Origin of the sequence: Anaerolentibacter hominis (assembly GCF_032380675.1) — a bacterium.
GTDB lineage: Bacteria > Bacillota > Clostridia > Lachnospirales > Lachnospiraceae > Anaerolentibacter > Anaerolentibacter hominis.
Window position 1 is genome coordinate 1,351,684 of record NZ_JAWDIX010000001.1, and the last position, 19,025, is coordinate 1,370,708.

The window sequence follows — 19,025 nt, forward strand, 5'->3', positions numbered from 1 at the left end:
GTACCTATGTTTGGAGTAAGACTGGTAAGCAGTATTATGATTATGGCTCTGACCATTCTGTCCATGGTTCTGGGCGGAACCTTTCTGTGGGGAGTTCTGCTGGTTATTTCCCTGATCGGAATGTGGGAGTTATACCGGGCTGTGGGCATGCACAAAAGCATACCCGCTGTTCTTGGATATCTGGCTTGTATCGGCTATGATATCATCGTTTATTTGAATCAGATGGAGGCTGCATTTCCTCTCTTTGTCCTGTTTCTGCTGGTACTGATGGCGTCTTATGTTTTTTCTTTTCCCCGCTATCAGGCGGAACAGATCGGTATGATATTCCTCGGGTTGTTTTACGTGGCGGTGATGCTGTCTTTCATCTACCGTGTCAGGATTGTCCCGTCGGGAGCTTTCTTTGTATGGCTGATATTTATCGGTTCATGGGGCTCGGACTGCTGTGCTTACTGTGTAGGCATGCTGATCGGCAAGCACCGTCTGCCGGGACATTTAAAAGAACTGAGTCCTAAAAAATCCATCGAAGGCTGCATCGGCGGCGTGGCGGGAGCGGCTCTGATTGGTTTTATCTATGGAAGTGTCGTGGGCAGTCATCTGCCGGGGCTGTTTCATCCGGGAGCGGCCTGCGCCATCATTGGCGCAGCATCTGCTGTCATATCTCAGATCGGTGATCTGGCGGCATCTGCAATTAAACGAAATCACAACATTAAGGATTACAGCAGGTTGATACCCGGACACGGAGGAATTCTGGACCGGTTTGACGCGGTTATCTTTACGGCGCCCATTGTATTTCTTCTGGTGGAGGCATTATCAAGATGAAACATTTGATTTTACTGGGATCTACCGGTTCAATCGGTACGCAGACCCTGCAGGTTGTAAGAGAACAGAAGGATCTGAAGGTGTCGGTTCTGGCCGCAGGCGCCAATATTGATCTGCTGGAAAAGCAGATAATAGAATTTGAACCTTCCCTTGTGTGCGTATGGGAAGAGCGTAACGTGAATATACTGAAAGAGAGAGTTTCCCATTTGCCGGTTCGTATTGTCTGGGGAATGGATGGACTGATAGAATGTGCCAAATTCCCGGAAGGGGACATTGTAATCGGCGCGATTGTAGGGATGATCGGTATACGGCCTACTATCGAGGCGATGCGGGCGGGCAAGGATATTGCCCTTGCCAATAAGGAGACGCTGGTGACGGCAGGCCATATTATCATGCCTCTGGCAAAAGAGTGCGGCGTAAAAATTTTGCCTGTAGACAGCGAACATTCTGCTATTTTCCAGTGCCTGCACGGCGAGGATTACAGGACGGTACATAAAATATTGCTGACCGCATCCGGCGGGCCGTTCCGGGGCCGGAAGCGGGAAGAACTGGCATCGGTGACAGTGGAAGAAGCGCTGCGCCATCCCAACTGGTCCATGGGACCGAAAATTACGATTGACTCTTCCACGATGGTAAATAAGGGGCTTGAGGTCATGGAAGCGGGCTGGCTCTTCGATGTGGATATTGATCAGGTTCAGGTGGTGGTTCAGCCTCAGAGCGTGATCCACTCCATGGTAGAATTTGAAGACGGCGCTGTGATGGCACAGCTGGGAGTGCCGGATATGCGGCTCCCGATCCAGTACGCGCTTTATTATCCCGAGAGAAGAGTTCTTTCCGGGGAACGGCTGGATTTTGCAAAGCTGAGAAGTCTCACCTTTGAGGAACCGGATATGGATACATTTGAGGGACTGCGGCTGGCCTACGAAGCCGGACACCAGGGCGGCAGTATGCCCACGGTATACAATGCGGCCAATGAGCTTGCCGTGCAGTTGTTTTTAAAACGCAGGATCGGTTATACTGATATTACCGCCTGTATTCAATACGCCATGAGGGCCCATCAGCTTATTGAGAATCCTACGCTGGAACAGATACTGGCGGTGGAACAATGGGCTCATGAATGTGTGAGAAACAAGCTGTGATACTTGGGGGAGGCTTGGGATCATGAATGGGAAACAATGTGAAAGGATAGAAATTGAATGAAAATTATTATTGCGATACTGGTATTTGGGCTGATCATTTTCTTCCATGAACTGGGCCATTTCCTTCTGGCAAAGAAGAACGGTATAACGGTGACGGAGTTTTCTCTGGGAATGGGGCCAAGACTGTGCTCCTTTGAAAGAGGCGGTACCCGTTACTCGCTGAAGCTTTTTCCAATCGGGGGCTCCTGCATGATGCTGGGAGAAGACGAATTGGTGGAGGACGAAGGCGCTTTTAATAAAAAGGGAGTCTGGGCCCGTATTTCCGTAATCATCGCGGGCCCGGTTTTTAACTTTATCCTGGCCTTTTTTATGGCTCTGATTGTGATCGGCGTGATCGGCTATGATCCGGCGGTGGTAATGGGAGTAGAAGAAAATGCTCCTTTTGCGGAGGCAGGCATTCAGGAGGGGGATGTTATTACCCGCTTTGACGGCAGAAAAATCTATTTTGCCAGAGAACTGAATTTGAATCTGCAGCTGGACCCTCTTACGGATGAAGAGGTTACATTAACCTATGAAAGAAATGGCGAAAAGCAGACGGTTACCCTGACTCCGCAGAAAACAGAGAGCGGCAGCTACCGGCTGGGCTTCTCATACAGTATGTATAACCGGCAGAAGACAGGTCCTCTGGGAACTGTGAAATATGCCGCCCTGGAAGTGAGATATTGGATTCAGTCCACGATCAAGAGCATCGGTATGCTGATCCGGGGACAGGTATCAAAGGATGATATCGCGGGTCCTGTTGGTATCGTGGATATGATTGGAGACAGCTATGAACAGAGCAAGCCGGACGGTCCGCTGTATGTGCTGCTGAATATATTGAATATTAGTATTCTGCTGAGTGCGAATCTGGGTGTGATGAACCTGCTGCCCATCCCTGCATTAGACGGAGGAAGATTGGTATTTCTGCTGCTTGAGGCAGTTAGAGGGAAACCGATTAATCAGGAGAAAGAAGGACTGATTCACATGATAGGCCTGATTGCGCTGTTAATTTTGATGGCATTTATCGTGTTTAACGATTTCAGCAGGATCTTTAGCAGGTAAGCGTTAGGCGGACTTCACCTGAAAGGCGGGAGGTAGCGGATATGCTGCGGGAACATACAAAGGAAGTATGGATCGGAGACCGGGTGATCGGCGGAAAGAATCCGATTCTGATACAGTCGATGACCAATACAAAGACAGAGAATGTAGAAGCTACCGTTGGGCAGATCCTGAGGCTGGAAGCGGCAGGCTGTGAGATTGTCCGCTGTACGGTGCCGACGATGGAGGCCGCCGCCGCTCTGACCCGGATAAAAAAAAGGATACACATTCCTCTTGTGGCTGATATTCACTTTGACTATCGTCTGGCGGTTGCGGCCATAGAGGCAGGAGCGGATAAGATCCGGATTAATCCGGGTAATATCGGTTCACAGGATAAAATCCGCCTGGTAGTGGAAAAGGCAAAGGAGAGAACTATCCCGATCCGGGTAGGAGTCAACAGCGGCTCTCTGGAGAGGGAATATATAGAAAAGTATGGGGGCGTAACCCCTCAGGGACTGGTGGAAAGCGCCCTGATGAAAGTGAAATTGATTGAACAGATGGGGTACGATAATCTGGTTATCAGTATCAAAGCCTCTGACGTACAGTTCTGTGTCAGAGCCCATGAGCTGATCGCGGGGAAGACCCCCTATCCTCTCCATGTAGGCATTACGGAGGCAGGTACGGTGTTTTCCGGCAATATTAAATCGGCCGTGGGACTTGGCATTATTTTAAACAAAGGAATCGGCAATACCATCCGGGTATCCCTGACCACAGATCCGGTGGAAGAGATAAAAAGCGCCCGTCTGATTCTAAGTACCTTAAAGCTGCGGACAGACGGAATTGAAATTGTATCCTGTCCCACCTGCGGCCGGACTAATATTGATTTAATATCGCTGGCAAACCAGGTGGAAGATATGGTAAAGGATATTCCGCTGAATCTTAAAGTGGCGGTGATGGGCTGCGCCGTGAACGGACCGGGAGAAGCCAGAGAGGCGGACATCGGTATCGCCGGCGGAAATGGCGAAGGCCTCCTTTTTAAAAAGGGCGAAATTATAAAAAAGGTTCCGGAGGATCAGCTCTTGAATGCTCTCCGGCAGGAACTTCTTAACTGGGACAATTAGATACGGCGGTATGCCGGCAATCGGGAAGTGTGCATATGCAGTTTTTTGAAGTTTTTGATCAAATGGAAGTAAATAACGGATTATATGACCTGTTTCGGGATGTGGATGTTGAGAAGGTTGCGGTTTCCCGGAAAAAGAACCAGATATGTCTCTTCATTCACTCCGGACGTCTGATTCCCTACCGGAACAGGGTGTCCATGGAATCCCTCTTAAAGCGCCAGGTATTTGTACAGATGCCGGGGGCGGTACATATTGTGGAGCATTATGAGCTCTCTGCCCAATATACTCCTGAGAAGCTGTTTCAGATTTATCTGGACAGCCTTCTTGCCGAGCTTTCCGATACCAGCTATGTGGAATACAGTATTCTGAAAGAAAGTGACTGGGAATTTAACGGGAATATTGTCACGTTCACGCTGGGAGATAATTTCCTGAACCGGACCTATGAGAAACACCTCCAGGAATTTTTGGGACAGGTCTTTGACCAGCGCTTCGGCATACCGGTGGACATCCGTTTTATTTTTGAAAAAAGGCAGGAGCCGGAAGAAGAAGAGGAAAATATCGTCAGGATTCCCAGAAAGGAAAAGCCTGTGCAAAAGCAGGAAGAAAAGGCGGCTCCCGCACAGTCTGCGCCGTCCGGGGGAATGAAACGGGAGAGTAAGATCCCCGGAGGAAGATCTTACCGGGATACCAGACGCTCCAGTGACCCGGATGTGTTTTTTGGCAGAAATACAGAAGGTGAGACGGTAAAAATCTGTGATATCCAGGACGAGATCGGAGAAGTTGTCATTCACGGACAGGTTGTGGATTACGAGGAACGGGATATTCCCAGCGGTAAAAAACTGGTGATCTTTTCGCTGACGGACTTTACAGATACCATATCGGTGAAACTTTTTCTGAAGCCGGAACAGGCGGAGGAAGTCTGCCCGAATGTGAAGAAGGGATCGTTTCTTCGGGTCAAGGGTATGGCGCTGATGGACCGGTATGACAAAGAAATCGGCATCAGCTCTGTGACCGGCATGAAAAAAATAGAAGATTTTACAACGATGCGTATGGATCAGGCTCCGGTAAAGCGGGTCGAGCTGCATGCTCATACGATGATGAGCGATATGGACGCGATGGTAGATCCCAAGGCGTTGGTGAAACGGGCAAAAGCCTGGGGTCACAAAGCCGTGGCTATCACGGACCACGGTGTGGTACAGGCATTTCCGGACGCGGCTCATGCCCTGGACAAAGGGGATGAATTTAAGATCATCTACGGCTGTGAGGCCTATGTGGTTGACGATGATAAAACTGTCGTGGAAAATGAAAAGGGACAGGATCTGAATTCTACATTTGTGGTGTTTGATATTGAGACCACCGGCTTTTCTTCCAAACGTAATCAGATCATAGAAATCGGCGCCGTCAGGGTACAGGAAGGCAGAATTACCGATCATTATTCGACTTTTGTCAACCCGGACGAGCCAATCCCATTTGAAATAGAAAAATTGACGGGCATCAACGATGAGATGGTGCTGTCTTATCCAAAGATAGATGTGATCCTTCCCCAGTTTTTGGAGTTCGCGCAGGATTGTGTGCTGGTGGCCCACAACGCCTCTTTCGATGTGGGATTTATCAGGCAGAAGGCTGCCAATTTGGGAATTAGCACTGACTTTACAGTGGTGGATACCCTTTCTCTGGCCCAGGTTCTGCTGCCCGACCTGAAAAGATTCCGGTTAAATCATGTGGCCGAGGCGCTGGGCGTATCTCTGGAAAATCATCACCGGGCGGTGGATGATGCGGGGGCGACAGCAGAAATTTTCGTGAAATTCCTGGACATGCTGAAAAAGCGGAATGTACAGAATTTAAAAGATATGGAAGGAATCTATGAACTTTCACCGGAAGTGATCAAAAAGATGCCGACCTATCATGGTATTATCCTCTGTCAGAGCGATATCGGCAGGGTAAACTTATATAAGCTGATCTCTATGTCCCACCTGAATTATTATCACAGGCGGCCCAGAATTCCCAAAAGTCTGATTCAGAAGAACCGGGAAGGGCTGATCCTGGGATCTGCCTGTGAGGCGGGCGAGCTCTACCGGGCGTTATTAAACAACGCCTCCCAGGAGGAAATAGACCGGATTGTGCGTTTTTACGACTATCTGGAGATCCAGCCGATAGGCAACAATGAATTTATGATCCGAAGCGATAAAATTGATGTGAACTCCGAGGAAGAGCTGAAGGATTACAACAGACGCATCGTGGAGCTGGGAGAAGAGTACAAAAAACCGGTTGTGGCTACCTGCGACGTTCATTTTATGGACCCGGAGGATGAGATATACCGGCGTATTATCCAGGCCGGCAAGGGATTTCCGGATGCGGATCTGCAGGCCCCGCTCTATCTGCGCACTACGGAGGAGATGCTGGAAGAGTTCTCCTATCTGGGCAGGGAAAAGGCGGAGGAAGTGGTAATCACCAACACAAACCTGATCGCCGACCGGATTGAACATATTTCACCGGTGCGGCCGGATAAGTGCCCGCCGGTCATCGCCGACTCCGACAAGACGCTGCGGAACATCTGCTATGAGAAGGCACATTCCATGTATGGAGAGACGCTGCCGGAGATTGTGGAGACGAGGCTTGAGAAGGAACTGAACTCAATTATCAGCAACGGCTTTGCCGTTATGTATATTATTGCGCAGAAACTGGTGTGGAAGTCCAATGAGGACGGTTATCTGGTGGGTTCCCGTGGATCGGTCGGCTCGTCCTTTGTAGCCACCATGTCCGGTATTACCGAGGTAAACCCCCTTCCGGCACACTATTACTGCAAGAGCTGCCACTATTCCGATTTTGATTCGGAGGAAGTAAAGGCCGCTTCCGGCCGTTCCGGCTGCGATCTGCCGGATAAGATCTGCCCGGTCTGCGGACAGCCGCTGACCAAGGACGGCCACGATATTCCCTTTGAGACGTTTCTGGGATTCTACGGGGATAAAGAGCCGGATATTGACCTGAACTTCTCCGGGGATTACCAGAGTAAGGCCCATGACTATACGGAAGTAATCTTTGGCAAGGGCCAGACGTTCCGGGCCGGAACCATAGGTACTCTGGCGGATAAAACTGCCTTTGGCTATGTACTGAGATACTATGAGGAAAGAGGCATTCACAAGAGGAAAGCAGAGGTGGCACGTCTTGTAAACGGCTGTGTGGGAGTGAGACGAACCACGGGGCAGCATCCCGGAGGCATCATCGTACTGCCTCATGGGGAAGAAATATTTTCCTTTACCCCGGTTCAGCATCCGGCCAATGATATGTCCACAAACACAATTACAACCCATTTTGATTACCATTCCATCGACCACAACCTGCTGAAGCTGGATATTCTGGGCCATGATGATCCGACCATGATCCGTATGCTGGAAGATTTAACAGGCCTGGACGCCAAGACGATTCCGATGGATGATCAAAAGGTTCTGTCTCTGTTTCTGAATCTTTCCGCCCTGAAGATATCCAAGGAATCCCTGGACGGGTGTGACCTGGGAAGCCTGGGCATACCAGAGTTCGGAACGGATTTTGTTATGCAGATGCTTCGGGATACCAAACCCAAGTGTTTTTCAGAGCTGGTCCGTATTTCCGGCTTGTCCCACGGTACGAATGTGTGGCTGAACAACGCGCAGGAGCTGATTGAATCCGGAAAATGCGATCTGTCATCCGCGATCTGTACCCGTGATGATATCATGACCTACCTGATTTATACCGGAGTGGAAAATGGACTTTCCTTTAAAATCATGGAGTCGGTGCGAAAGGGCAAGGGGCTGACGCCGGATATGGAAAAAGCAATGATTGAGGCCGGTGTGCCCGACTGGTATATCTGGTCCTGCAAGCAGATTAAATATATGTTCCCCAAGGCCCATGCGGTTGCCTATGTTATGATGGCGTTCCGGATTGCCTATTTTAAAGTATATTACCCTCTGGCCTACTATGCCGCTTACTTCAGTATCCGTGCCACATCCTTTAACTATGAACTGATGTGCCAGGGAAAAGAAAAACTGAAATTTTATATGGATGATTTCAAGCGGCGCAGCAATGAGCTGACCAAAAAGGAACAGGATACCGTAAAGGATATGAAAATTGTCCAGGAGATGTACGCCAGGGGATTCGAGTTCTATCCGCTGGATATTTACCGGGCGAAGGCGACGAAATGTCAGATTATCGATGGTAAAATAATGCCGCCCTTCTCCAGCATCGACGGGATGGGTGACAAGGCGGCGGAGGCCGTGGAGGCTGCGGCAAAAGAAGGAGAGTTTTTGTCCAGGGAAGATTTTAAGGAGCGCACCAAGGTAAGCGGCACGGTGGTGGATCTGATGGCGGACCTGGGAATGTTCGGCGATCTGCCCATGACCAATCAGATTTCGCTGATGGACTTCTTTTAAAAGAAGGCAGTGCCGGGCACACAAACCGCAATTTAAATGATTTTCATCCGAAAGGATAAAAATAAAGAGACAAGGAAAGGAGAGTGCGGAAATCTATCCGCACAAACAAAAAATCATGTTAGTATCAATGAAAGACATTCTCGACCGGGCAAGTGCAGGTAACTATGGGGTGGCAGCACCGAACGTAGCAACGGAGCTGGATGCAAGAGCTTGTATGGAAGCAGCTGAGGAATTAAATGCTCCTATTATTATTGATCTGCACTACACCATGAATCCGGATATCGTTACGCTGGGCCACCTGATTACATCACTGGCTCATCAGTGCAGAGTTCCGGTAGCGCTGAATCTGGATCACGGCGGCGATATGGTACAGTTTATCAAAGCGTTCCGCGGTCAGTTTACTTCCGTTATGGTAGACCGTTCCGTACTGCCATATGAGGAAAATGTGGCACAGGTAAAACAGATCGTTGAGATGGCACACTCCATTGATGTTTCTGTAGAAGCAGAGCTGGGGCATGTAGGACAGGGAGATAACTATGCTGTAGACGGCAATGCTGCCCTTACCGATCCTCAGGAAGCTGCGCGTTTTATCAAAGACACCGGCATTGACTGTCTTGCAGTTGCAATCGGTACCGCTCACGGAGCTTATACCGGCATACCGAAACTTCATTTTGACCGTCTGAAAGAGATCAAAGAAGCAACCGGCAACTTCCCGCTTGTTCTTCACGGCGGTTCCGGTTCCGGTGATGAGAATCTTCAGAAAGCCTGCACTATGGGTATCAACAAGGTTAATATCTGCAACGATCTGTTAAAACAGGCTTCCATTGATGTTCAGGCAGCAGATCTGACCGGCAATCATGCATATGATATCTGGGATGTAGTAAAGAATGGATATAAGAAAGCTCTGAAGAAATACATCGAATTATTCGGCGGAAAAGACAAAGCTTGGTTTGAGGCTCCGAAGGGACTTACCAGAGCTGCGATTATCGGCAGAGAAAAATAAGATAAGAGTTTGGTTACATAGTTTTTGTGAATCAGACAATTCATTTCACGGAGAACTGCTGCAAACAGTAATGTCTGCAGCAGTTCTCTTTGAGTTCTATATAGAATATAGAATCCCGCTTGCGGGATTCTCCGCCTGCGGCGGGTTGCTCTGGCAACACAATTCCTTTCCGCCGCAGTGCGATCCCCCGGAGGGTTTTTTATTACATAGGAAAGTTTGGAGAACTTTCCTATGTAATAAAAAAGACTTCACAAACTTTGTGAAGTCTTTTTAAAGAGCAGTCCGTAGGGGAATCGAACCCCTGTTTCCGCCGTGAGAGGGCGGCGTCTTAACCGCTTGACCAACGGACCAGCATCGCAAGTGCTATGATAACCTATCTTTTGTAATTTTGCAAGTCCTTTTTTATAATTTTTTTAATTTTGTAGAAAATTGTCTTCTTAAACAACAATTTACATAACTGAGATATTCCTTTTTTGCCTCATACGCGGTATACTAAATTAAAATAATTGACACAACAGGGAACGATTCTGAGAACAAATCAGGATAAAAAGGAGTATGAGATGATGAAACAAAAGAACAATCATGGCTTTACATTGGTAGAACTGATTGTCGTGATCGCTGTTCTTGTCATACTGGTAGGATTGCTGGCGCCAAATGTCATTCGATATATAGAAAAATCCAGAGATGCCAAATGTCGATCTGCTCAGGATGCAGTTCTAAGAGATTATAAATATGCGTTGACTGAACTTATGGCAGTACAGACTGTGACCAGAGCGGACGCCCTGGATCTTCTTAAGAAGGAGATAGAAGGCATGGGGGCTAAGATTCAGGAGAGCGCCACTACTATAACCGGTATTTGTCCGTCCGGGGGAACCTATCTTTACTCGGTACTGGGGGATGACTTTGATCTGACCATTACCTGCAGCAAGCATGGGTCTGACAGCGGAATTGATTACAGCAAGGCGCTGAATCATCCCAAGGTTACGGAATACTTTAATAAAAAAGGTGTGGGTGAATCTGTAGATTCTTCGGCCCAGTTCGGGACCACCCAGAGCAATGCCTCCAAATTTGAGCAGGCGGTGAAAGAAGATTATGGAATTGATCTGACCGGGCTGTCATGGAAGATGGTAAAGACCGGCAAAGATAACATCGACCTTTACTGGACGCCGGTTGACATCAAGTCTCTGGACTATAATACGGAGAAAGATACCCGGATAACGGTGACCCGCTTTAATGCCGCCACCGGCAAGCAGGAGACAGGAACCGTCAAACTGTCCCGAAAGACTACCTCTGCCGGATATGATAAGCCCTATACCTATAATGTACTGGATATTACAACCTTCCAGCCTGAATCCTAAAAGAAAATTAAGCGGAATTTTACAATATATTTATTTTTGACTGTTTCTTTCCGGCTCCGTTTCGGTTATACTATCTCAGTAAACAATTGACAAAGGATACGGAAGGATACAGCAATGGTTGAGAATCTTGTCACCTGGTTTATGGGTATTTTGGGTGGAATTCCCGGTGAATTAATTATATTTATTATCTCTATGGTTCCGATTCTGGAACTGAGAGGAGGTTTGCTTGCGGCGCCGCTGCTGGGCATTTCCATAGGACCGGCGGTCCTGATCTGTGTTGTGGGCAATATTTTGCCTGTTCCTTTCATTCTGCTTTTCATCACACCTATCTTTAACTGGCTGAAGAAGACACGGCTCTTCAGGCCAATGGTCGAGAAGCTGGAGAATAAGACGATGAAAAAGAAGGACAAGCTGGAAAAATACGAATTCCTTGGCCTGATGCTGTTTGTGGGTATTCCTCTTCCCGGAACCGGAGCCTGGACCGGAGCGCTGCTTGCCTCTCTGCTGGGACTTAAGTTTAAGAAGGCATTTCCGGCTATTGTACTTGGCATTCTCCTGGCCACGGTGATTATGTGTATAATTTCCTACGGCATACCCTGGCTTGTTTCCGTATTTTAAATCGTTTTGGTATAACTACAGGCCCGCCGGCTTTATGCCGGCGGGCCTGTCTGCGTTTTGCTTATTTCATTATTCTTTCAAAGGAGGCCTGGCCGGATCGTAGACCGATGTTACATCAAATAAATCCTCTGTCCGCTTTGGATAGAAATACATGGTGAAACCGTCCAGATTCCGCCTGGTCATCCGGACATAATCATCGTGAATCTGAATCCAGGGGTAAGCGTAAACCCCGCAGAAATAATTAAATCCCATTTTTTCTTTCATATAAGTATACTTTTTCGTGGTGTAATCAATTTCTTCCCCATAGGGATAGATATAAACATCTGTGCCGCCGATCAGTACGCCGATGGTATCCCGCCATTTTTTGCAATCCTCTTTCAACAGGTCGTAGCTGATCTGATCCATATGGCGGTGTCCGTATCCGTGGGAAGCGAAGCTCCAGCCTCCGTCTTTCAGAACGGCAGCGATCCGGCGGACGGCTTCTTTATCCGCCTCCAGGTTCTCGTTTTTTTCATCGTTAACACGGTAACCCAGAGCACCTTCATAGCCGGTCAGTGCCAGAATTCCTTTTGTACCCTGGTAGGAGAAGTCGGGATGCTGTTCCACAAACACATCCAGGAGCGGAACCACATCAAAATCTCTGGCAATCACTGACTTGCCGTCCACAATCATTTCACAGGCGGGTTTTCCGTTCTCATCCAGCACGATTCGTTTGGCAAAACCGTCATTTTTCATATAGTTATAGTAACTGACATCGTCCTGAGAGAGCACGAAGGGTATTTTTCCTTCCGGAAGCAGGATTTCCTTTTTGCGGTAGACCGTTTTGCCATCCTGTTCAACCGGGCCAGCCACATCGTGGATATCTACCAGCACATAGCCTCTTTTATACATCTGCTCCATCATTTTATTGAACTCGGATACGGTGGTCATCCAGTAATTATATCCATTTTCCATGGAATCTCCGTCGAAGGCTTTGGAGGTATCCGCGATCAGAGAGTGAAAAAATACATGGCTTACATCCCCCTCATAGGGAACCAGGGAATCCAGCTGAGACTGGTAGCGGCTCAACGCATCGGTCAGGACGGGATAGTTTTCATACTGATCAAAGCTTTTGACCTTTTCAATCGCATCCTGATAAAAATAGCCCAGAGCCAGACGGTCTGTTTCCTGAACCAGGGAAGCGGCTTCCTCCTCCTTCTTTTTCTGCTCTTCCTGCCGTTTAACTTCTTCTGTTTCCCGTTCATTTGTCTGAGCGGCATGTTGACCGGTGTCTGACGGAGAGCTGCTGTCCGGTATGGGAGCCTGCTTTTTCCCAAATAATAAAATACTGCACAGGGCAGCCGCCAGGATCAGCACCAGAATCCAGACGATTATGACCAGCTTTTTCAGATTGCCGCCGGAACTGTTCTTTTTGTGTTGCTGACTTGCCATCTGCGTTCCCTCTCTTTTCATTTGTTTAATAATCATTGCATTGATATCAATACCATACCATAAGGATTTTGTACTTTTATTAGAATAATATTAGGATTGTGTTAACTTACATAGAATATATTTATCAAAATAGTATAAATCCCCTTAAAATCGGATAATTGCTTGCAATTTGAATTGCTTGGTGCTATACTAAGTAAGGTAAATATTGTTAATGCTTAAGAGTGGATGCGAATCCACTCTTTTGTATTGCAGGAGGGATAAATCATCCTGCAAAGATTATAGGAGTGAATTGGATTGACCAAAAGGGAAGAGTATGAATCCAGGACAGAGGAACTGGTGGTTCCGATTATTGAGGAAAACGGCTGTGAACTGGTGGATGTGGAGTATGTAAAAGAGGCAGGAACCTGGTATCTTCGGATTTTTGCAGATAAGGAAGGCGGCATTACGATTGATGACTGCGAGTGTATCAGCCGGGCGTTAAGTGACAAGCTGGATGAAAATGACTTCATTCCGGATGCATATATTCTGGAGGTAAGTTCTCCGGGGCTGGGACGGCAGCTTAAGAAAGAGAAGGATTATGCCAGGAGTATCGGTGAAGAGGTGGAAATTCGTCTTTACCGGCCATTAGAAAAGAAAAAAGAGTTTACCGGCGTTTTTACGTCGTATGATAAAGAAAAATTTGTCATTGAAGAGGATGGGCGGTTGATTGAAATACCCAGGGCGGATGTGGCGATTATAAAACTTGCGTTGGATTTTTAAGTCAGATCAGGAGGAAAAGGAAAAGATGAACTCAGAATTAATGGAAGCACTGGATCAGATTGAGAAAGAGAAAAATATCAGCAAGGAAATTCTGATTGAAGCCATGGAGAATTCTCTGGTTGCCGCATGTAAAAATCATTTTGGCAAGGCGGACAATATTAAAGTGAATATTAACCGGGAGACAGGTGAAGTCGGTGTATTTGCAGAGAAAGAAATTGTGGAAGAAGTGGAAGATGCGCTCACTCAGATCAGTGTGGAGGAAGCAAAGGTCAAATACCCGAAAAATGAGTTGGGCGATGTTGTCAATATTGTCGTCACCCCCAAGAACTTCGGCCGTATTGCAGCTCAGAAGGCAAAACAGGTTGTGGTGCAGAAAATAAGGGAAGAAGAACGAAAAGTACTGTATAATCAGTATTACGGCAAGGAGAAGGATGTTGTAACGGGTATTGTACAGAGATACGTGGGAAATAATGTAAGTATAAATCTGGGCAAGGTAGACGCGATCCTGACAGAGAATGAGCAGGTGAAAGGCGAGGTTTTCCGTCCTACGGAGAGAATCAAATTATATGTGCTGGAAGTGAAGGATACGCCGAAGGGGCCAAGAATTACCGTGTCAAGATCCCACCCGGAACTGGTGAAGCGGCTGTTTGAATCTGAAGTTGCGGAAGTCCAGGACGGCACCGTTGAAATTAAGGCAATCTCCAGGGAGGCAGGCTCCAGAACAAAGATGGCGGTTTATTCTGAAAATCCGGATGTGGACCCGGTGGGCGCCTGTGTGGGTCTGAACGGAGCCAGGGTAAATGCCATAGTGAATGAACTCCGGGGAGAGAAGATAGATATTATCAACTGGAGCGAAGATCCTGAGGTGCTGATTGAAAATGCACTGAGCCCGGCCAAGGTGGTATCCGTAAGGGTCAATACCGGGGAGAGGAGCGCTCAGGTCGTAGTTCCGGACTATCAGCTTTCTCTTGCAATCGGAAAGGAAGGACAGAATGCAAGACTTGCAGCCCGGCTGACCGGTTATAAAATTGACATCAAGAGTGAGTCTCAGGCACAGGATCTGCCGGCCGAGGATTATGGCAGCGGGGAATCACCGGATGACTATGCTGACGTGGGTGAAGCATACGGCAGTTATGATGATGCCTACGGGGAGGACGAATACGAAGACTCCTATGCGGACGGCGAGTACGGCGACAGTGAATATGATGACGCCGGGTATGATGAAAATTATGAGGAAGACGGCGGTTACGAAGAATATGAAGTAGCAGACGAAGAGTATGCCGACGGGGATTACGAAGAGGAAGAATAGCAGACAGATCGAAACCAAGTTTAGGAAGTGATGAAATGGGAGTTAAAAAAGTTCCTCAGAGACAATGCCTCGGCTGCAGAGAAATGAAGAGTAAACGGGATCTGATTCGGGTAATCCGGACCCCGGAGCAGGAGATCATGATTGATGCTACCGGCAAGAAGAACGGAAGGGGTGCCTATCTATGCAATGACTATCAGTGCTTCGAGAAAGCCAGAAAATCAAAAGCACTGGAGAGGTCATTGAAAACCGAAATTCCGGACGAAGTATATGATGCATTGGAAAAGGAGCTGAAGGCGATTGAACAAAAGTAAAATTCTCTCCTATCTGGGTCTGGCCACAAAAGCCGGCCTGGTAGTAAGCGGTGAATTCAGTACGGAAAAAGCGGTGAAGGAGAGAAAGGCAGTTATAGTAATCGTGGCAGAGGATTCATCTGATAATACCAAAAAAAGATTCGAAAATATGTGCGCTTACTATAAAGTGCCGCTTTACATTTTGAGTGACAAATATGAATTGGGGCATGCGATGGGAAAGGAAATGAGATCTTCCCTGGCCGTGCTGGATAAAGGATTTTCCGATGCAATAATAAAACAGTTATAGAGAGTGACGGAGGTAGTAGATATGGCAAAAGTGAAAATATATGAATTAGCGAAAACACTGGATACGCCCAGTAAGGATATTGTAGGTTATTTGAATGAGCATGGATATGAAGTAAAGAGTCATATGAGCAGCATTGAAGATGCTCAGATTGCACTTGTACTGAAACGGTTTGCTCCCAGGCCGAATGGAAAAGGCGGAGCTCCGGAAAAAAGCAGACCTGTTCAGGAAAGAATGACGGCAGCGCCGGCAAATGCAGCCAGGGTTCCGGAAAAGACGGTGAATCCTGCAGCGCCTGCGGCATCCGCGCAGGTCCAGGATACGGTCAGACCCCAGAGACCGGATGGTCAGCGGCCGATGCAGAACAATGGGGCCAGACCCCAGAGACCGGATAGCCAGCGCCCTGCACAGAATAATGGGGCAAGGCCGCAGCAGAGACCGGATGGCCAGCGTCCGATGCAAGGCGGAGCAAGGCCGCAGCAGAGACCGGACGGCCAGCGTCCGATGCAGAATAGCGGAGCAAGGCCGCAGCAGAGACCGGACGGCCAGCGCCCGATGCAGAATAGCGGAGCAAGGCCGCAGCAGAGACCGGACGGCCAGCGCCCGATGCAGAATAGCGGAGCAAGGCCGCAGCAGAGACCGGATGGCCAGCGCCCGATGCAGAATAGCGGAGCCAGACCTCAGAACGGTCAGCGTCCGATGCAGAATAGCGGAGCCAGACCTCAGAACGGTCAGCGTCCGATGCAGAATAGCGGAGCCAGACCTCAGAACGGCCAGCGCCCAATGCAGAATAGCGGAGCCAGACCTCAGAACGGCCAGCGCCCGATGCAGAATAATGGAGCAAGGCCGCAGAACAGTCAGCGTCCGATGCAGAACAGCGGAGCAAGGCCGCAGCAGAGACCAGATCAGAGAGGCGGACGGCCGGACAGTATCCGCAGAGACAGCAGTATGGAGTTTAAACCGGATGCAGCAGCAGGCAGAAAGGCACAGGCACAAAAACCCAGATATCAGAAGGATAATCGGTTTGGCAATAAAGAAAATACAAGATTCAGAGAAAAAGATATCAAGAAAAAAGATCCAAATCGGAAAGGCGCTTTTATCATGCCGAAGCCAGTGGAAAAAGATCCCAACGAAGAAGTAATTAAAGTGATTACCATACCGGAAACACTGACAGTGAAGGAACTGGCGGATAAGATGAAGATGCCCGCTTCCAACATTGTTAAGAAGCTGCTTCTTGCAGGGAAGATGTATTCAATCAATCAGGATATTTCATTTGATGAAGCGGAAGAAATCGCTATTGAGTTTGAGTATATTGTAGAAAAAGAAGAAGTGATTGATCAGATTGAGGAGCTTCTGAAGGAAGAGGAAGAAGACGAGAAGGATATGGTAAAACGTCCTCCTGTTGTCTGCGTTATGGGTCACGTTGACCATGGCAAGACCTCTCTGCTGGATGCGATCAGGGAATCCAATGTGACATCCCGTGAAGCAGGCGGAATCACACAGCATATCGGTGCTTATGTTGTGGAAATTAACGGAGAAAAAATCACATTCCTTGACACCCCCGGGCATGAAGCCTTTACTTCCATGCGTATGCGGGGCGCCAAGTCTACCGATATTGCCGTACTGGTAGTTGCGGCAGACGATGGTGTTATGCCTCAGACCGTGGAGGCGATCAGCCATGCAAAAGCAGCCGGTGTGGAAATTATTGTGGCTGTGAATAAAATTGATAAAGAAAGTGCCAATATAGAAAGAGTAAAACAGGAACTGGTAGAATATGAACTGATTCCTGAGGACTGGGGCGGTGAGACTGTCTTCGTTCCGGTTTCCGCGCATACAAAAGAGGGAATCGACCAGCTGCTTGAAATGATTCTTCTGTCGGCGGAGATGTTAGAACTGAAGGCGAACCCGGACCGTCTTGCAAGAGGTATTGTCATTGAGGCACAGCTGGATAAAGGCCGGGGACCTGTGGCAACCATTCTGGTACAAAAAGGAACACTTCGTGTGGGCGACGCTATTGCAATCGGTGCGGCTCACGGCAAGATCCGTGCCATGATGGATGACAAGGGACGCCGTGTCAAGGAGGCAGGCCCGTCGACGCCGGTGGAGATTCTGGGCTTGAATGAAGTTCCGGATGCCGGTGAGATCTTTATGGCCGTAGAGAATGAAAAAGAAGCGAGAACCATTGCGGAAGCATATATTACGCAGAGTAAAGAGAAACTATTGGAAAATACCAAGGCAAGACTGTCTCTGGATGGACTGTTTTCTCAGATACAGGCCGGCAATATTAAGGAACTGAATCTGATCATCAAAGCGGATGTACAGGGCTCCGTGGAAGCGGTGAAACAGAGTCTGCTCAAGCTGAGCAATGAGGAAGTAGCTGTCCGTGTCATCCATGGCGGCGTAGGTGCGATCAATGAATCAGATGTTACCCTTGCCAGTGCTTCCAATGCGATAATCATCGGTTTTAATGTAAAACCGGATAATATGGCAAAGGAAATTTCAGAGAGAGAAAAAGTAGATTTAAGATTATACCGTGTTATTTACAATGCGATCGAGGATGTGGAGTCCGCCCTTAAGGGCATGCTGGAACCTACCTTCGAAGAAAAGGTAATCGGTCATGCGGAAGTCCGTCAGGTATTCAAGGCTTCAGGACTTGGCACAATTGCCGGTTCCTATGTACTGGACGGCAAGATTGTAAGAGGTTCCAAAGCCAGAATTTCCAGAGACGGAGTTCAGATATTCGACGGCCCGCTGGCTTCTCTGAAGCGTTTTAAGGATGATGTGAAAGAAGTGGCAAGCGGCTATGAATGCGGACTTGTATTTGAAAAATTTAATGATATTAAAGAAGAGGATCAGGTCGAGCTTTATATGATGGTGGAAGTGCCCAGATAACCGGCGCTTCCGTCCGGAATAAGACGTGATTCTGTCTGCCGGAAAGGATGGAGCAGATTGAGAAAAAACAGTATTAAAAATACCAGAATAAATGGTGAGGTGCAGAAGGAATTAAGCCGTCTCATCACAACAGAGATCAAGGACCCGAGGATTTCCCCGATGACCTCTGTAGTGGCGGTGGAAGTGGCGCCGGATTTGAAGCAGGCGAAAGTATATATCAGTGTTCTTGGCGACGATGAAGCCAAAGAAAATACCAGACAGGGATTAAAGAGCGCGGCTCCGTTTCTGCGGAGTGCCCTGGCTAAAACTGTAAATCTGCGCAATACGCCGGAACTCCATTTTGTTCTTGATCAGTCGATCGAATATGGGGTTCACATGTCAAAACTGATTGATGAAGTGAACCGCAGGGATGATGATGACGAACAATAGATTTTTTGAATGAAAGACGGGGATAACTGATTAATGCAGTATCGCAGGCAGGCCTGCGGTATGCAGGGGG

Annotated in this window: 14 protein-coding genes, 1 tRNA gene and 1 pseudogene; 14 read left to right on the forward strand and 2 right to left on the reverse strand. The window is 48.1% G+C overall.

The window, feature by feature from the left end; translation table 11 throughout:
* The first annotated feature begins 6 nt into the window (after positions 1 to 6).
* The 6 genes and pseudogenes from ABCW47_RS06250 to ABCW47_RS06275 all read left to right on the forward strand — a co-directional run bounded on the left by ABCW47_RS06250 (position 7) and on the right by ABCW47_RS06275 (position 9,565).
* Positions 7 to 819 (forward strand): phosphatidate cytidylyltransferase, encoded by an 813-nt coding sequence (locus ABCW47_RS06250; protein ID WP_343208995.1) that lies wholly within the window; start codon positions 7 to 9, stop codon positions 817 to 819.
* Positions 816 to 1,958: a 1-deoxy-D-xylulose-5-phosphate reductoisomerase gene (locus tag ABCW47_RS06255; RefSeq protein WP_343208996.1), complete on the forward strand. Its 1,143-nt coding sequence runs from the start codon at positions 816 to 818 to the stop codon at positions 1,956 to 1,958. Before ABCW47_RS06250 ends, ABCW47_RS06255 begins: the two co-directional genes overlap by 4 nt.
* Before the next feature lie 57 nt (positions 1,959 to 2,015).
* Positions 2,016 to 3,059, forward strand: coding sequence for an RIP metalloprotease RseP (gene rseP / locus ABCW47_RS06260; protein WP_343208997.1), 1,044 nt, complete (start codon positions 2,016 to 2,018; stop codon positions 3,057 to 3,059).
* Between the two features lie 38 nt (positions 3,060 to 3,097).
* Positions 3,098 to 4,156, forward strand: a pseudogene (gene ispG / locus ABCW47_RS06265) (flavodoxin-dependent (E)-4-hydroxy-3-methylbut-2-enyl-diphosphate synthase); the annotation flags it as partial.
* Between the two features lie 35 nt (positions 4,157 to 4,191).
* On the forward strand, positions 4,192 to 8,562 hold the full coding sequence (locus tag ABCW47_RS06270) for a PolC-type DNA polymerase III (protein ID WP_425516060.1): 4,371 nt from the start codon (positions 4,192 to 4,194) through the stop codon (positions 8,560 to 8,562).
* Between the two features lie 127 nt (positions 8,563 to 8,689).
* Positions 8,690 to 9,565 carry a class II fructose-bisphosphate aldolase gene (locus ABCW47_RS06275; RefSeq protein ID WP_343208999.1) on the forward strand — a complete coding sequence of 292 codons (876 nt, stop codon included), beginning with the start codon at positions 8,690 to 8,692 and terminating at the stop codon, positions 9,563 to 9,565.
* A 278-nt stretch (positions 9,566 to 9,843) separates the two neighbouring features.
* On the opposite strand, the gene ABCW47_RS06280 is transcribed toward ABCW47_RS06275, so the two are convergent.
* Positions 9,844 to 9,915: transfer RNA gene (locus tag ABCW47_RS06280), tRNA-Glu, on the reverse strand.
* A 210-nt stretch (positions 9,916 to 10,125) separates the two neighbouring features.
* Here ABCW47_RS06280 and ABCW47_RS06285 point away from each other — a divergent pair.
* Positions 10,126 to 10,923, forward strand: coding sequence for a prepilin-type N-terminal cleavage/methylation domain-containing protein (locus tag ABCW47_RS06285; protein WP_343209000.1), 798 nt, complete (start codon positions 10,126 to 10,128; stop codon positions 10,921 to 10,923).
* A gap of 114 nt (positions 10,924 to 11,037) precedes the next feature.
* Positions 11,038 to 11,541, forward strand: coding sequence for a COG2426 family protein (locus ABCW47_RS06290; protein WP_343209001.1), 504 nt, complete (start codon positions 11,038 to 11,040; stop codon positions 11,539 to 11,541).
* Positions 11,542 to 11,610: 69 nt separating this feature from the next.
* Here the strand turns inward: ABCW47_RS06290 and ABCW47_RS06295 are convergent, their stop codons facing one another.
* The gene (locus ABCW47_RS06295) at positions 11,611 to 12,972 is read right to left on the reverse strand and encodes a polysaccharide deacetylase (protein ID WP_343209002.1); all 1,362 of its coding nucleotides are present in this window, start codon (positions 12,970 to 12,972) and stop codon (positions 11,611 to 11,613) included.
* Positions 12,973 to 13,266: 294 nt separating this feature from the next.
* Here ABCW47_RS06295 and ABCW47_RS06300 point away from each other — a divergent pair, with 294 nt between their 5' ends.
* The 6 genes from ABCW47_RS06300 to rbfA are packed head-to-tail and all read left to right on the forward strand — an operon-like array spanning position 13,267 to position 18,955.
* Positions 13,267 to 13,731 (forward strand): ribosome maturation factor RimP, encoded by a 465-nt coding sequence (locus ABCW47_RS06300; RefSeq protein ID WP_343209003.1) that lies wholly within the window; start codon positions 13,267 to 13,269, stop codon positions 13,729 to 13,731.
* Positions 13,732 to 13,756: 25 nt separating this feature from the next.
* Positions 13,757 to 15,040 carry a transcription termination factor NusA gene (nusA, locus tag ABCW47_RS06305; RefSeq protein ID WP_343209004.1) on the forward strand — a complete coding sequence of 428 codons (1,284 nt, stop codon included), beginning with the start codon at positions 13,757 to 13,759 and terminating at the stop codon, positions 15,038 to 15,040.
* Positions 15,041 to 15,075: 35 nt separating this feature from the next.
* Positions 15,076 to 15,351: an RNase P modulator RnpM gene (gene rnpM, locus ABCW47_RS06310; RefSeq protein WP_343209005.1), complete on the forward strand. Its 276-nt coding sequence runs from the start codon at positions 15,076 to 15,078 to the stop codon at positions 15,349 to 15,351.
* On the forward strand, positions 15,338 to 15,637 hold the full coding sequence (locus ABCW47_RS06315) for a L7Ae/L30e/S12e/Gadd45 family ribosomal protein (RefSeq protein ID WP_343209006.1): 300 nt from the start codon (positions 15,338 to 15,340) through the stop codon (positions 15,635 to 15,637). The genes rnpM and ABCW47_RS06315 overlap by 14 nt, the downstream gene beginning before the upstream one ends.
* Before the next feature lie 21 nt (positions 15,638 to 15,658).
* Positions 15,659 to 18,526 (forward strand): translation initiation factor IF-2, encoded by a 2,868-nt coding sequence (infB, locus tag ABCW47_RS06320; protein WP_343209007.1) that lies wholly within the window; start codon positions 15,659 to 15,661, stop codon positions 18,524 to 18,526.
* 57 nt (positions 18,527 to 18,583) lie between these two features.
* Positions 18,584 to 18,955, forward strand: coding sequence for a 30S ribosome-binding factor RbfA (gene rbfA / locus ABCW47_RS06325; RefSeq protein WP_343209008.1), 372 nt, complete (start codon positions 18,584 to 18,586; stop codon positions 18,953 to 18,955).
* Positions 18,956 to 19,025 lie beyond the last annotated feature (70 nt).